The organism is Streptomyces sp. NPDC001027 (genome assembly GCF_040299045.1).
In the GTDB taxonomy this organism is placed as follows: domain Bacteria; phylum Actinomycetota; class Actinomycetes; order Streptomycetales; family Streptomycetaceae; genus Streptomyces.
The window spans coordinates 1-14,587 of record NZ_JBEPBI010000201.1 but is presented as its reverse complement, the minus strand read 5'-3'; the positions used below and the strand labels follow the sequence as shown (position 1 = coordinate 14,587).

Here is a 14,587-nt window from a genome sequence, read left to right as displayed (position 1 = left end):
CCGAAGACGTCGACGGCCGCGGCGAGTTCACGCAGCAGCCGCAGCGTCTCGTCGGTGACGAGATGCTTGGAGTAGTCGATGCGCAGATCGCCGACCTGCAGGGTGTGACCGGCGACGCGGTCGGGGTCGGCGGCGAACAGCTCCCGCAGCCGCACCTCGCCGAGTTCCTCGCGGTGTTCGGCCAGAGCGGTCCACTCGGGCGTCTGGTTCAGCCTGGTACGGCCGTCTGCGTTCATCTCGGACTTCAGCCCTTCCTCACCTGTCCGTGCTGCCTGCACGCCTTGCCCCGCCGCTCCCAACCTAGTTGATCAGGAGGCGGCACGAGCGGACGTGCCGTTGCCCGCGGGGCAACAGGAAGTACGCGCCGGAGGCGTCCGGGTGTCAGCGCGACGGCGGCCGGTGCGCGAGACAGGTCCGGCCGGGAGCCCTCAGGCGCCCGGCCGGTCTACATCACTAGATCTCGCCCCGCAGTTTGGCGAGCGCCTCGGCGAGGATCGCCTCGCCGTCCGCGTCGCTGCGCCGCTCCCGCACATAGGCGAGGTGCGTCTTGTAGGGCTCGGTGCGCGGCGGGTCCGGGGGGTTGTCCCGGTCCTGCCCGGCGGGAAAGCCGCAGCGCGGGCAGTCCCAGGTCTCGGGCACCTGCGCGTCGCTGGCGAAGCTGGGCACCGTCTCGTGTCCGTTGGAGCACCAGAAGGAGATGCGCAGGCGGGGCGCGGACTCGCCCCGCTCGGCCTCGCCCATCGGCCCCGCCCCGACCCGGCTACCTCGGATCGCGTTGCCACTTGCCACGGTCGTAACTCCCTGCGTGATGGTGCCGCGAAGCGAGTCGGCGTTTCGCTTCGCTGCGAGCGCCTCAGTCTACGTAAGGCCCAACGCGCGTCCAGTGATTGGAGTTACAGCTCCCACACCTGGACGCAAGCCCCATGATAGGCCGCGCTCTGCTGCGCGTACCGAACATGGGGCCTTACGTACCGGAATGTGCGTGCCTGTGAGAAGCTGATCAGTTGTTCGTCTTCATCAGGATGCCGAGGACGATGATGGAGGCGAACCACAGCGACCCGACGACGACGGTGATGCGGTCGAGGTTGCGCTCGGCGACCGAGGAACCGCCGACGGAGGACTGCATGCCGCCGCCGAACATGTCGGAGAGGCCGCCGCCCTTCCCCTTGTGCATCAGCACCAGCAGCATCAGCAGCAGGCTGAAGACGATCAGGGCGATCGAGAACCCCAAAACCACGGCTGGACCAACTTCCTCGGATTCGGATAAGGACCGGAACGGACAACGGGGACACAGCGCCGTTCTCCGTGCGACCGTGCCGCGTGGCGTGCCGCATGGCGCTATGCCCCCGCAAGGGTACGACGGATCGTCGCTACCGCATACTCACAGCTCGGATCACTGGTCGCGGAAGCGGACGATCTTGACGAACTCGTCCGCGTCCAGCGAGGCGCCGCCGACCAGCGCGCCGTCGATGTCGGCCTGCGCCATGATCTCGGCGACGTTGCCGGACTTGACGGAGCCGCCGTACTGGATGCGCACCTGGTCGGCCAGTTCCTGGCTGTACAGCTCGGCGATCTTGGCGCGGATGGCGGCGCAGACCTCCTGCGCGTCCTCGGCGCCGCAGACCTTGCCGGTGCCGATGGCCCACACGGGCTCGTAGGCGATCACGACGGACTCGGCCTGCTCGGCGGGGAGGTCCTTCAGACCGCCCTCGACCTGCGCCAGGGTGTGGGCGACGTGGTTGCCCGCCTCACGGACGTCCAGCTCCTCGCCGACGCACAGGATCGGGGTCAGGCCGTGCTTGTAGGCGGCCTTGACCTTGGCGTTCACCAGCTCGTCGGTCTCGTCGTGGTACTGCCGGCGCTCGGAGTGGCCGACCGCGACGAACGTGCACTTCAGCTTGGCGAGCATCGCACCGGAGATCTCGCCGGTGTAGGCGCCGGAGTCCTGCGCCGAGATGTCCTGGGCGCCGTACTTGATCTTGAGTTTGTCGCCGTCGACCAGCGTCTGCACGGAGCGCAGGTCGGTGAAGGGCGGCAGGACGGCGACCTCGACGGCCTCGTAGTCCTTGTCGGCCAGGGCGAAGGCGAGCTTCTGGACGTGCGCGATGGCCTCGAGGTGGTTGAGGTTCATCTTCCAGTTGCCCGCCATCAGCGGCGTACGAGTGGTCATGCGGGGTCAGCCTTCCAGTGCGGCGAGGCCGGGGAGCGTCTTGCCCTCGAGGTATTCGAGGGAGGCGCCGCCACCGGTCGAGATGTGACCGAACGCGTTCTCGTCGAAGCCGAGCGTGCGCACGGCCGCGGCGGAGTCTCCGCCGCCGACGACGGTGAAACCGTCCGAGTCGACGAGGGCCTGGGCGACCGCCTTGGTGCCCTCGGCGAAGTCGGGGTGTTCGAAGACGCCCATCGGACCGTTCCAGAACACGGTCGCGGCGTCGGCGAGCTTGCCCGCGTACAGCTCGCCGGTCTTCGGGCCGATGTCCAGGCCCAGCTGGCCCTCGGGCATCTTGTCCGCGTCGACGGCGGCGTGCTCGGCAGGCGCCTTGGTCTTCAGGTCCGGGAATCCGGGCGAGACCACGACGTCGACCGGGACGACCAGCTCGACGCCCTGCTTCTCGGCGCGTTCCAGGTACTCGGTGACGGCCGGGATCTGGTCCTCCTGCAGGAGGGAGGCGCCGACCTCGTGGCCCTGGGCCTTGAGGAAGGTGAAGGCCATGCCGCCGCCGATGAGGATGCGGTCGGCCTTGCCGAGCAGTTCGTCGATGACGGCGAGCTTGTCGGAGACCTTGGAGCCGCCGAGCGCCACGACGTACGGGCGGGCGACGTCCTCGGTGAGCTTCTTCAGGACGCCGACCTCGGTGGCGATCAGATAGCCGGCGTAGTGCGGCAGCTTGCCCGGGAGGTCGTACACGGACGCGTGCTTGCGGTGCACCGCGCCGAAGCCGTCGCCCACGTAGACGTCGGCGAGGGCGGCCAGCCGGTCGGCGAAGGCGGCGCGCTCGGCGTCGTCCTTCGAGGTCTCGCCGGCGTTGAAGCGCAGGTTCTCGACGACCGCGACCCGGCCGTCGGCGAGGCCGGCGACGGTGGCCGTGGCGGAGTCGCCGACGGTGTCGGTCGCGAAGGCCACGTCGGCGCCGAGGAGTTCGCCGAGGCGCGCGGCGGCGGGAGCGAGGGAGAAGGCGGGGTCCGGAGCGCCCTTGGGGCGGCCCAGGTGGGAGGCGACGACCACGCGGGCGCCTGCCTCGGCCAGCGCCTTGACGGTGGGCAGCACGGCGCGGATACGGCCGTCGTCGGTGATGGCGGTGCCGGCCAGCGGCACGTTCAGGTCGGCGCGGACGAAGACGCGCTTGCCTGCGACGCCTTCGGCGAGAAGTTCGTCGATCGTCTTCATTGAGTGGACTCCCGGGAGGACTGGTGGTGCTCGTGATCCTAAGAGGGCTGTTCTGCACGTGAGTCAGGGCCCGAGTGGCGCGTCCTTGCGCCGCCCGAGCCCTGCTCTCACATCAACGTGCCTGCTCTGTGGATCAGAGCTGGGCGCCGACGAAGACCGTCAGGTCCACGAGGCGGTTGGAGTAGCCCCACTCGTTGTCGTACCAGCCGAGGATCTTCACCGAGTTGCCCTCCTGGACCATGGTCAGGGAGGAGTCGAAGGTGCAGGAGGCCGGGTCGCTGACGATGTCCGAGGAGACGATCTCGTCCTCGGTGTAGGCCAGGTAGCCCTTGAGGTCGCCGTCCTCGGAGGCCTTCTTGAAGGCGGCGTTGACCTCGTCCTTGGTGACCTCGCGCTGGAGGGTCACGACCAGGTCGGTGGCCGAGCCGGTCGGGACCGGGACGCGCATCGCGATGCCGTCGAGCTTGCCCTTGAGCTGCGGCAGGACCAGGGCGGTGGCCTTCGCGGCGCCCGTCGTGGTCGGGATGATGTTCTCGGCGGCGGCGCGGGCGCGACGCAGGTCCGAGTGCGGGAAGTCCAGGATGCGCTGGTCGTTGGTGTAGGCGTGGACCGTCGTCATCAGACCCTTGACGATGCCGAAGTTCTCGTCGAGGACCTTGGCCATCGGCGCCACACAGTTGGTGGTGCAGGAGGCGTTGGAGATGACGTGGTGGTTCGCCGGGTCGTACTTGTCCTGGTTGACGCCCATCACGATCGTGATGTCCTCGTCCTTGGCCGGAGCCGAGATGAGGACCTTCTTGGCGCCGCCCGCGATGTGCTTCTCGGCGTCGGCCTTCTTGGTGAAGATGCCGGTCGACTCGATCACGATGTCGACGCCGAGGTCGCCCCACGGGATGTCGGCGGGGTTGCGCTCGGACAGCACCTTGATCGTGTGGCCGTCCACGGTGATCGTGTCCGCCGTGTGCGACACCTCGGCCTTGAGACGGCCCAGGATGGTGTCGTACTTGAGCAGGTGAGCGGTGGTCGCGGTGTCACCCAGGTCGTTGACAGCCACGATCTCGATGTCAGCACCCTGCTCCAGCAGCGCGCGGAAGTAGTTACGACCGATGCGGCCAAAGCCGTTGATGCCTACGCGGATCGTCACGAACCGATCTCCTCGTTGGTACGCCGGCCACGAGGTGCCGGCGAGCTGTATTTGGGATGTCCCCGACCACCCACGACCCTACCTCTCCGGGGCCGCCGGAGTGACATCGAGTTCGCCCATACACGGCACTGCGGTCCGTACCCGCCAGTAGGGGTACGGACCGCACGGGCCGGGCGGGCCCGATCACTCGATCCGGTTACGAACCGTCACGAACCGTTGACTTGGGCGTGTCATCGCGCAAGTGAGGCCAGCGCCTTTCCGATGAGCGCGTTGCGGTCGGCCGCGGCGGTGACGTGCTCCAGGCCGAAGCCGAGCAGCACGGTGTCGTCGGTGGTGACCGCTCCGTACGTCTGGAACAGGACCCCGGTGCGCGCCCAGTCCTTCAGGACGGCCGGGCTGCCGGCGGGCGGTCCGCCGACCTTCCAGGCGCCGAGCGACGTCTCGAAGCCCTCGGTGTCGACGGCGCCGCCGCCGACGACCAGCGAGGCGTCGTCCGCGAGGACGCCCCGGCCGCCGCTGCCCGGGTCGGTGACGTAGGCGACGGAGACCTCGACGTTCTTGCCCGCGTAGGCGCTCAGGTCGAAGTTCACCTGCTGCCAGCCGCTGGACGCGCCGGTGAGGGCGTTCCAGGCGCCGGTGGACCCGGTCGCGGAGCACTCGTTCGTGCCGAGGGTGAGGTAGTGCTCGAGCCACGGGTGCTCACCCACGTAGAAGCCGGCCCCGCACTCCGCGGGAACCGTGGTGCGGGTGGCGCCGCCCGCCTCGGGCAGCGTGGTCCAGTCGTCGCCGCCGACCGTGTGGATCTCGACGATCGCGTTGTCGTAACCGGGCTCGGTGTCCCACAGCAGCTGGGTGCGCAGCGTCGGTCTGCTCGCCGCGGCGACGCCGCTGAGGTCGACGGTGCGGGTGAGGCGCTTGTAGGCGTCGTCGGTGTGCACGGCCGCGGCCATGTACGAGCCGGCGTACGGCCCGTAGGGGTTGACCGTCCCGGCGAACTGGCCCGCGCCCGCGCTCGCGAACTGCGGGTAGGCGGCCGCGGGCAGCTCGTCCGAGGTGACCGCGTAGGTGCCGGCCTTGTCGAGCGGGTTGCCGGCGGCCGGGCCGAGGGCCGCGCTGAGCGAGCCGAGCCCGCCGGAGCCGGTGAACCCGGTGGCTCCGGGGGTCGAGGTGCGGGAGTACGCGCCCAGGTAGTACTGGCTGAAGTCGTTGGACGGGGTGCCGTCGGCGAGGGCGACGCTGCCGCCGGCCAGCTCGCCCGCCTCGATCAGCTTGCCCCCCTCGTTGAGGAAGGCGCGCAGCGCGAGCTGGGTCGGATTGCCGGGCGTGCTCGCGCCCGTGTAGTGGACGACCGTGCGGAAGTGGCTGAGCACGCCGAGCGGGTCGGGCGCCCCCTGGGCGGCGACGTCCCAGACGATCGCCTTGCGGCCGTTGGCCTTCAGCGCGTCCACATAGGTCTGCGCCTGCGTGGCGGCCGCGCCCTCCTCGGCGACCACCAGCGTGTCGGCCTGGGGCCGCGCGGCGACCGTGTAGGCGAAGTGCGCGCTGGAGACCTTCTTGCCGTTCTCGGCCTTCCCGGTGAACCACACCTCGACCTTGTCGCCCGGTGCGCCGCCCTTCACCCTGGCCCGGTACGCGTCGAAGTAGAGGTTGTCCTCGCCGCCGTAGGTCTCGCCGCCCTTCCAGTGCCTGAGCGCCTGGACCCGGGCGCGGCCGCCGTTGACGCGGTACGTGAGCTCCTTGTCGCGGATCGCCTTGCGCACGACGACGGAGACCTGCTGGTCGGCGCCGCGCGCGTACGACGTGGTGAACGACGCCGGGGTGAAGTCCGCGGCGGGCATGCCGACCGAGGACTTCGGCCGGTCGGGACGCGCGGCCGACTCGGCCACCGAGAGCGCGAACGGGACGTTCTTGGCGAACTCGGCCTGGATCAGCTTCTCGTCGTCCGGGAAGGTGAAGACCGACTGGCAGTCCCCGCTCTTCCACTGGTCGTCGGGGTCGACGTTCGAAGCGGTCTGACAGGTCGACATCTCCGGGGTGAACATGGCCATGCCGTTGACGTTCGAGGCGTGGCCGTCGGCCTCCCCGTTGGTCGTGTACAGCTCCGAGGAGACCTGCGGGTGGTAGCCCGGGACGGCCGACTTCTCGGGCGTGCCGGCGAGCGCCCGGTAGGCGACGTCGTCGGGGGTGTCGGTGGCGACCTGCCAGCCGACCCCGTAGAGGAGGAGTTCGGCGGCGGAGTGGTAGTTGATGCCGTAGGTGAAGCCGATGCGCTTCTCGAAGGCGTCGAGCGCCCTGGTCTCGGGCTCGGAGGCGGGCTTCGCGCCGCGGTAGGTCTCGCTGGTGGGGTTCGGCGACGAACCCTCGTTGTCGTAGCCCCACTTGTAGGCGAAGTTGCGGTTGAGGTCGACGCCGTCGCCGGTGGAGATCGCGCCGTCGCCGTTGACGTCCCGCAGGTTCTTGCGCCACATGCGGTTGTCGGCGCTCTTGAAGGTGTAGTCGTAGCCGTCGGGGTTGGCCGACAGGACGAACCACAGCTCGTTGGAGTCGACGATCTTCTTGACGCGCTTGTCGGTCCGGTAGTTGTCCAGGTAGTAGTGCATCAGCCGCCGGGTCATCTCGGGGGTGATCCACTCGCGCGCGTGCTGGTTGGACATGTACAGCACCGAGGGCTTGGAGCCGTCGGCGGACTTCTTCGCGTCCCTGGTCAGTTTGAGGGCGAGGATGTCCTGGCCGTTCACGGTCTTGCCGAGGGAGACGACCTTGGTGAGGCCGGGGTTCTCCCGGCCGGTGCGCAGGATCTCCTCCCGCAGGCCGCCGCTTCCGCTGTACGGGCGGAACACGCCCTGGGCGGCGGCCTCCACGCGCTTCTCGGCCGTGGCCGACATCGTGTGCTCGGTGAGCCTGACGCCCTGCTTGCCGAGCTTCTTCGCCTGTTCGTCCGTCAGGTAGACCTCGACGGTCGCGGCGCCCTTGGCGGGCGCCTGCTCGCTCAGTTCGTGTCCGTCCTGGCCGGCCGCCAGCAGCAGGGGTACCTGCTGTCCGGTGACCTCGGCGCGGAACACCTTGACCTCGGCCGGATCGGGCTTCGGTGATGATGCGGGCTGCGCCTGAGCGATGGGCGCGAGTGCCGCTCCGCCGAGCAGGAGTGCGCCGACAGCGAGGATCGATCTCGCTCTAGGTCTCATGAACCCCCCTAGCGTGAGTTCGCCACAGCAGCGAACTCTGCCAGGCTCATGACAGTTCATGATCCAGTCAAGAGCGCCTCATAGCCAGACAAAAGCCGGTGGAGTCGCCCGATCGGACGCCTCCACCGGCTTTCTGACGATCGATCAGCCCACCAGGTTGTCGGCGAGCTCCTCGCTCAGGTTGCACTCCGTGCCCGGGATGCCGAGGTCCGAGGCCCGCTTGTCGGCCATCGCCAGCAGCCGGCGGATCCGCCCGGCGACCGCGTCCTTCGTCAGCGGCGGGTCGGCGAGCGCGCCCAGCTCCTCCAGGGAGGCCTGCTTGTGGTCCATGCGCAGCCGGCCGGCCGCCGCGAGGTGCTCGGGCACCTCGTCGCCGAGGATCTCCAGAGCGCGCTGGACACGCGCGCCGGCCGCGACCGCGGCGCGGGCCGAGCGACGCAGGTTGGCGTCGTCGAAGTTGGCCAGCCGGTTCGCCGTGGCGCGCACCTCGCGGCGCATCCGCCGCTCCTCCCACGCCAGCACCGACTCGTGCGCGCCCAGCCGGGTGAGCAGGGCGCCGATCGCGTCTCCGTCGCGGACCACGACCCGGTCGACCCCGCGCACCTCCCGGGCCTTCGCCGCGATGGAGAGCCGGCGGGCCGCGCCGACCAGCGCGAGCGCGGCCTCGGGCCCCGGGCAGGTCACCTCCAGCGAGGACGAGCGGCCGGGCTCGGTGAGCGAGCCGTGCGCCAGGAAGGCGCCGCGCCAGGCCGCCTCGGCGTCGCAGGTCGCGCCGGAGACCACCTGCGGGGGCAGACCCCGGATGGGGCGCCCGCGGCCGTCCACGAGCCCCGTCTGCCGGGCGAGCTGGTCACCGCCCGCAACCACCCGCACGACATAGCGCGAACCGCGGCGCAGGCCGCCGGGAGCCATCACGATCAGCTCCGAGCCGTGCCCGAAGATCTCCAGGATGTCCCGCTTGAGCCGACGGGCCGCCATCGCCGTGTCCAGCTCCGCCTCGATCACGATGCGCCCGCTCACCAGGTGGAGGCCGCCGGCGAACCGCAGGATAGCGGAGACCTCCGCCTTTCTGCAGCAGGTCCGGGTGACGGGGAGCCGGGAGATCTCGTCCTTCACCGCTGCCGTCATCGCCATGGGCCGATCCTTCCATGCATCCGAAAAATACGGTCGTACGCGGCGGCCAACAGCTCCGGGTCATGCCTCGGGGTTCCGTCGGGCCGGGCCACCGGCGCCAGCTCGACCGCGGCTCCGAACCTCTGGGCGGCGTCGGCCAGCGAGTCGCGGTCGGGCACGGCTGCCTCGTCGGCCAGCACCACGTCCAGGGCGAGTTTAGGGGCGTGTCGTCCCAAAACCTCCAAATGACGCTGCGGGGAGAAGCCGTCGGTTTCCCCGGGTTGCGGAGCGAGGTTCAGGGAGAGCACCCGGCGCGCCTTCGTCTCCATCAGCGCGTCGAGCAGATCGGGCACCAGCAGATGCGGCATGACCGAGGAGAACCAGGAGCCGGGGCCCAGCACCACCCAGTCGGCGTCCAGGACCGCTTCGACGGCCTCCGGGACGGCCGGCGGGTCGTGCGGCACCAGATGCACGGACTGCACCTCGCCCGGCGTCAGCGCCACGGTCGCCTGCCCGCGGACCGTGTCGACGTCCTCGGGGCGCGCGGGATCGTGCCCCTTCACCAGCGCCTGCAGCTCCAGCGGCACGGCGGACATGGGCAGCACCCGCCCCTGTGCGCCCAGCAGCCGGCCGACCAGGTCCAGGGCCTGGACGTGGTCGCCCAGCTGCTCCCACAGGGCGACGATCAGCAGGTTGCCCACCGCGTGGCCGTTGATCTCGCCCTGCGACTGGAACCGGTGCTGGATGACCCGGGCCCACGTCTGGCCCCAGTCGTCGTCGCCGCACAGCGCGGCGAGCGCCTTGCGCAGGTCGCCGGGCGGCAGAACGCCGAGTTCCTCGCGCAGACGGCCGCTGGAGCCGCCGTCGTCGGCCACCGTGACCACGCCGGTGAGGTCGCCGGTGATCCGCCGCAGTGCGGTGAGCGAGGCGGACAGCCCCATGCCGCCGCCGAGGGCGACCACCTTGGGCTGGGCGCCGCGGCGGCGCGGTTTGCCGCCGCGGGCGTCGGCCGGCCGGCCCGTGCGCCCCTCCGGCGCGGCCTTGCGCAGCCGGCCGAGCCGTGGAGAACGTCCCGTCATTCCCGTCCCATGTCCCGGTGCACGACCACCGTCTCCACGCCCTCGGCCGCGAGGCGCGCGGCGAGCTTCTCCGACATGGCCACCGAGCGGTGCTTGCCGCCCGTGCAGCCGACCGCGATGGTCACATAGCGCTTGCCCTCCCGGCGGTAGCCCGCGGCGACCAGCTGGAGGAGCTCCGCGTACCGGTCCAGGAACTCCTTGGCGCCGGGCTGGTTGAGGACGTACGCCGAGACCTCGTCGTTGAGCCCGGTGAAGGGGCGCAGCTCCGGGACCCAGTGCGGATTGGGCAGGAAGCGCATGTCCACGACCAGGTCGGCGTCGACCGGCAGGCCGTACTTGAAGCCGAACGACATGACGGTGGCCCGCAGCTCGGGCTCCTCCTCGCCGGCGAACTGGGCGTCCATCTTGGCGCGCAGCTCGTGCACGTTGAGGCTGGAGGTGTCGATGACCAGGTCGGCGTCGCCGCGCAGCTCGCGCAGCAGCTCACGCTCGGCGGCGATGCCGTCGACGATGCGGCCGTCCCCCTGCAGGGGGTGCGGGCGGCGCACCCCCTCGAAACGGCGCACCAGGGCGTCGTCGGAGGACTCGAGGAACACGATCCGCCGGGTGACGCCCTTGGTCTCGAGGTCGGCGAGCGACTCGCGGAGGTTGTCGAAGAAGCGCCGGCCCCGGACGTCGACGACGACCGCGATCCGCGCCACGTTGCCCTGGGAGCGGGCGCCCAGCTCCACCATCGTCGGGATCAGGGCGGGCGGCAGGTTGTCGACGACGAACCAGCCGAGGTCCTCCAGACACTTGGCCGCGGTCGAACGGCCGGCCCCGGACATGCCGGAGATGATCACCAGCTCGGGGATGGCCGCCTCGGGGATCCCGGGCGGCGAGACGTCGGTACTCACCTGTGCTCCGTCTTCATGGCGTGCTTCCTGCTGCGGGCTGTCGGGGGCCGCGGGGCGGCGGGCGGGGCCCTCACCGGTATCCCCGTCCTGCCCGGAGGCGGCTGTCGGCACAGTAGTGGGCGACTGATCCCGCCGGTCCGTGGGGTCTGCGTCGTGCTCGGTCATGTCTCCTGCCCCCGTCGTTCTTCCGGGGCGCCCGCGGTGACGGGGTCTCCGGGGGAATCCGGCGTGGCGCCGGGTTCCTCTTCCTCAATGATCTCTCCGGTGGCCGTGTTCACGGCGGGGGCGGGCGGCGCCGCCCGGGCGAGGGCCGCGGCGATGGTCTCGGCCGTCTTGCGGCCTATCCCCGGGACCTCGCAGATCTCCTCGATCGTGGCGGCCCGCAGCTTCTTCACCGAGCCGAAGTGCTTGATCAGCGCCTGCTTGCGGGTCTCCCCGAGACCGGGCACCTCGTCGAGCGGGCCGGAGCGGAAGCGCTTGGCGCGCTTGGCGCGCTGGTAGGTGATCGCGAAGCGGTGGGCCTCGTCCCGCACGCGCTGGAGCAGGTAGAGGCCCTCGCTGCTGCGGGGCAGGACGACCGGGTCGTCGTCGCCCGGCAGCCAGACCTCCTCCAGGCGCTTGGCGAGGCCGCAGACGGCGATGTCGTCGATGCCCAGCTCGTCCAGGGCCCGCCGGGCGGCCGCCACCTGCGGCTGCCCGCCGTCGACGACGACGAGCTGGGGCGGGTAGGCGAAGCGTCTGGGCCGGCCGTCCTCGTCCTTGAGGCTGCTGGTCAGGGGCGCTTCGGAGGTGTCGGTGAGGAGCTCCCCCGCGCCGTCGCCGGAGGGCGCGCCCGCGGCGGTGGGCGTGCCTGGAGCGGCGGCGGTCCCTGGGGCGGCGGGGGCGCTCCCGGTGTCGGTCCACTCGCCCGTCCGCTCCTTCTCGACGAGGTAGCGCCGGAAGCGGCGGGTGATCACCTCGTGCATGGAGCGGACGTCGTCCTGGCCCTCGAAGCCCTTGATCTGGAAGCGGCGGTACTCGCTCTTGCGCTGGAGGCCGTCCTCGAAGACGACCATGGAGGCCACCACGTCGTCGCCCTGGAGGTGGGAGATGTCGTAGCACTCGATCCGCAGCGGGGCGCTGTCCAGGTCGAGGGCCTCGGCGATCTCCTCCAGGGCACGCGAGCGCGTGGTCAGGTCGGAGGCGCGCCTGGTCTTGTGCAGCACGAGCGCCTGCTGCGCGTTGCGCTCGACGGTCTCCATCAGGGCCTTCTTGTCGCCCCGCTGCGGGATGCGCAGCGACACGTTCGACCCGCGGCGCCCGGTGAGCCACTCCTGGACCGGCTCCACGGGCTCGGGCAGGGCGGGGACCAGGACCTCCTTGGGGACGGAGTCGCCGCGCTCCTCGCCGTACAGCTGCTGGAGGGCGTGCTCGACGAGGGCGCCGGTCGTGACGTCCTCGACCTTGTCGGTCACCCAGCCGCGCTGACCGCGCACGCGCCCGCCGCGGACGTGGAAGATCTGGACGGCCGCCTCCAGCTCGTCCTCGGCGACGGCGATCAGGTCGGCGTCGGTCGCGTCGGCCAGCACGACCGCGTTCTTCTCCATGGCCTTCTTCAGGGCCTCGATGTCGTCGCGCAGGCGGGCGGCCCGCTCGTACTCCATCTCCTCGGCCGCCTCCGTCATCTGCTTCTCCAGCCGGCGGAGGTAGGTGCCGGTGCGGCCGGTCATGAAGTCGCAGAACTCGTCGGCCAGTTCCCAGTGGTCGTCGGCGTCGATGCGGCCCACGCAGGGCGCGGAGCACTTGCCGATGTAGCCGAGCAGACAGGGCCGGCCCGTGCGCGAGGCGTTCTTGAAGACGCCTGCCGAGCAGGTGCGCACGGGGAACACCCGCAGCAGCAGGTCGACCGTGTCCCGGATCGCCCACGCGTGCGCGTACGGCCCGAAGTACCTGACGCCCTTCTTCTTGTGGCCGCGCATCACCTGCACGCGCGGGTACTCCTCGTTCATCGTGACCGCGAGGTACGGGTAGCTCTTGTCGTCGCGGTACTTGACGTTGAACCGGGGGTCGTACTCCTTGATCCAGGAGTACTCCAGCTGCAGCGCCTCGACCTCGGTGGACACCACCGTCCACTCCACCGAGGCGGCCGTGGTGACCATCGAGCGGGTCCGCGGGTGCAGGCCCGCCAGATCCTGGAAGTAGTTCGCCAGGCGCTGGCGCAGGCTCTTCGCCTTTCCGACGTAGATCACCCGGCGGTGCTCGTCGCGGAACCGGTACACCCCGGGGGAGTCCGGGATCTGTCCCGGCTTGGGGCGGTAGCTGGAGGGATCGGCCATGTCTCACACCCTACTGGCGCGGGGTGACACTCCGACGGGGCTGTGGACAACGGCCGGGGCGGCCCGCCCGGACCCGCACGCGCGCGGGGGCCGGCGGCGGAGTGAGGGGCGTCGACTCGGCCAAACGCACATGCCACTCGGGCAACAGGTGTTGTCGGGACTTGGTCAACACGCTTCAATGCGGGGGAACTCGGGGCCTGAACGCCGACTTACGGATGTGAAGACGCTCCGCGTGGCCGGCAGGCCCCGGCCCCCCGCACGAACGGTCCGACCAGCCGTCGTGAGCTTTCACAGAAAGGCCCCTTGCATGCCGCACGCCCCTCAGCACGCGGACACCGCCGGCCAGGCCCCCGCCGCGGAACTGGACACGGCCCTGCAGGGCGGCCCCTTCCATGTGGCGCTGCGGGCCGCGATCGCCGCCCGCGGACTGCCCCTGCAGCGCGTCCAGCATCATCTGTCGCGGTACGGGGTCAAGGTGGGCGTGACGAGCCTGAGCTACTGGCAGCAGGGCGCCCGGCGGCCGCAGCGCCCCGAGTCGCTGCGCGCCGTGCGGGCGCTGGAGGAGATCCTGCAGCTGCCGGACGAGTCGCTGATCAGGCTGCTGGCGGAGTCCGACGACGGGGACGGGACGGCGTCGGCGAGGGCGTCCGCGGGCCGCTCCTACCGTTCGCTGCTGCAGGCCTCGGGGGCGCTCGAACAGTTGCTCACCGAACTGGAGTGCTCCATGGACGGAGGGCTGCACACGCTGGGCCACCACGAGCGGGTGCGCATCGGGGCGCGCCGCGAGCTCTCCAGCCGGGAGTCGCAGCACATCGTGCGCGCCCACCGCGACGGCGTCGACCGTTTCGTCGCCGTCCACCACGGCGATCCGGGCTGTGCGCCGGAGCGGATGACCGTGCACGCCCTGGAGAACTGCCGGGCCGGCCGCGTCCGCCGCCACCACGACACCGGCGTGCTGGTGGCTGAGTTCCTGTTCGACACCCGGCTGCGGACCGGCGACACCTTCCTCTTCCGCTACGGCGTCGAGGACGGCACGGCCGACGTGTGCCGCGAGTACGTGCGCGGCTTCGGGGCCGCCGGCGGCCAGTACGCCCTGCAGATCCGCTTCACGCAGAACGCGCTGCCCGTGCGCTGCCACCGCTTCACCCAGCACTCGGCTGCGGCGCCGCGCGGCGGCCGGCAGGAACTGCCGCTCAGCGGTCGGCACCGCTCGGTGCACCTGGTGGAGCCGCGGGTGCGGTCGGGGATGGTGGGCATCGGCTGGGACTGGGACTGAACGGGTGCGGGGCCCGAGCCTTGTGCGGACCGGGCCTTCGGCGCGCACCGGCTGAAGACGCGACGGCGCCCCGCGGGGATCAGTAGAACCAGCGTGTCCCCGCGGGGCGCCGTCCTGCGCGCCCGCGCGCTGGGGCCGGGCCCCGCGCGCGCGTCGTGCCCGCGTCAGGCCTTGCGGGCCCGGGTCGTCTT

The 14,587-nt window shown here is 71.0% G+C and carries 11 protein-coding genes and 1 pseudogene; 1 reads left to right on the top strand and 11 read right to left on the bottom strand.

The window, feature by feature from the left end:
* The 11 genes and pseudogenes from ABT300_RS33715 to uvrC form a co-directional block, all read right to left on the bottom strand.
* Positions 1-236, bottom strand: a pseudogene (locus ABT300_RS33715) (glucose-6-phosphate isomerase); the annotation flags it as partial.
* Between the two features lie 217 nt (positions 237-453).
* Entirely contained in the window at positions 454-789 is a 336-nt protein-coding gene (locus tag ABT300_RS33710) for an RNA polymerase-binding protein RbpA (RefSeq protein ID WP_078615979.1), read from the bottom strand.
* A gap of 211 nt (positions 790-1,000) precedes the next feature.
* Positions 1,001-1,237 (bottom strand): preprotein translocase subunit SecG, encoded by a 237-nt coding sequence (gene secG / locus ABT300_RS33705; RefSeq protein ID WP_351683915.1) that lies wholly within the window; start codon positions 1,235-1,237, stop codon positions 1,001-1,003.
* A gap of 156 nt (positions 1,238-1,393) precedes the next feature.
* On the bottom strand, positions 1,394-2,170 hold the full coding sequence (gene tpiA, locus ABT300_RS33700) for a triose-phosphate isomerase (RefSeq protein WP_351683912.1): 777 nt from the start codon (positions 2,168-2,170) through the stop codon (positions 1,394-1,396).
* 6 nt (positions 2,171-2,176) lie between these two features.
* Positions 2,177-3,388 carry a phosphoglycerate kinase gene (locus tag ABT300_RS33695; RefSeq protein WP_351683909.1) on the bottom strand — a complete coding sequence of 404 codons (1,212 nt, stop codon included), beginning with the start codon at positions 3,386-3,388 and terminating at the stop codon, positions 2,177-2,179.
* A 133-nt stretch (positions 3,389-3,521) separates the two neighbouring features.
* Positions 3,522-4,532, bottom strand: a complete 1,011-nt coding sequence (gene gap / locus ABT300_RS33690; protein WP_351683907.1) for a type I glyceraldehyde-3-phosphate dehydrogenase — start codon at positions 4,530-4,532, stop codon at positions 3,522-3,524.
* Between the two features lie 230 nt (positions 4,533-4,762).
* Positions 4,763-7,717: a M14 family metallopeptidase gene (locus ABT300_RS33685; protein ID WP_351683904.1), complete on the bottom strand. Its 2,955-nt coding sequence runs from the start codon at positions 7,715-7,717 to the stop codon at positions 4,763-4,765.
* Between the two features lie 144 nt (positions 7,718-7,861).
* Positions 7,862-8,851 carry a DNA-binding protein WhiA gene (whiA, locus tag ABT300_RS33680; protein WP_057580302.1) on the bottom strand — a complete coding sequence of 330 codons (990 nt, stop codon included), beginning with the start codon at positions 8,849-8,851 and terminating at the stop codon, positions 7,862-7,864.
* Positions 8,842-9,909: a gluconeogenesis factor YvcK family protein gene (locus ABT300_RS33675; protein WP_319276553.1), complete on the bottom strand. Its 1,068-nt coding sequence runs from the start codon at positions 9,907-9,909 to the stop codon at positions 8,842-8,844. Before ABT300_RS33675 ends, whiA begins: the two co-directional genes overlap by 10 nt.
* Positions 9,906-10,970 (bottom strand): RNase adapter RapZ, encoded by a 1,065-nt coding sequence (rapZ, locus tag ABT300_RS33670; RefSeq protein ID WP_351683899.1) that lies wholly within the window; start codon positions 10,968-10,970, stop codon positions 9,906-9,908. Before rapZ ends, ABT300_RS33675 begins: the two co-directional genes overlap by 4 nt.
* The gene (gene uvrC, locus ABT300_RS33665) at positions 10,967-13,120 is read right to left on the bottom strand and encodes an excinuclease ABC subunit UvrC (protein ID WP_351683897.1); all 2,154 of its coding nucleotides are present in this window, start codon (positions 13,118-13,120) and stop codon (positions 10,967-10,969) included. Before uvrC ends, rapZ begins: the two co-directional genes overlap by 4 nt.
* Before the next feature lie 307 nt (positions 13,121-13,427).
* Here uvrC and ABT300_RS33660 point away from each other — a divergent pair, with 307 nt between their 5' ends.
* A complete protein-coding gene (locus ABT300_RS33660; protein ID WP_351683895.1) occupies positions 13,428-14,396 on the top strand; it encodes a hypothetical protein in 969 nt (322 codons plus the stop codon).
* The last annotated feature ends 191 nt before the right edge of the window (positions 14,397-14,587 follow it).